This window comes from Shimazuella sp. NTD250 (assembly GCF_059510375.1).
The window spans coordinates 1-232 of sequence record NZ_JCAJZS010000033.1; the positions used below are offsets into that span (position 1 = coordinate 1).

General features: G+C 47.8%; 1 protein-coding gene. It reads right to left on the reverse strand.

Annotated elements, in window-relative coordinates; translation table 11 throughout:
- On the reverse strand, nt 1–232 hold a 232-nt coding region (locus tag AC5WOF_RS19440; protein ID WP_496051596.1), incomplete at both ends, for a phosphopantetheine-binding protein.

Sequence of the window (232 nt, forward strand, 5' to 3'; positions counted from 1 at the left end):
GGCAACGAGAGCCAAAGATGCAATGGTTTGATGCGCAAAGAGTTGTTTTGGTTTTAACAAAATCCCTTTCTCTCTTGCTCGGGAGACCACTTGAATACTGAGTATGGAGTCCCCTCCCAGTTGGAAGAAGTTATCGTGAATGCCAATGGGGCATCTTCCCAGTAAGGACTCCCAAATCTCGATCAAGGCCGCTTCCATATCTGTTTCCGCTGCTGTATAATCCCCCGACTTG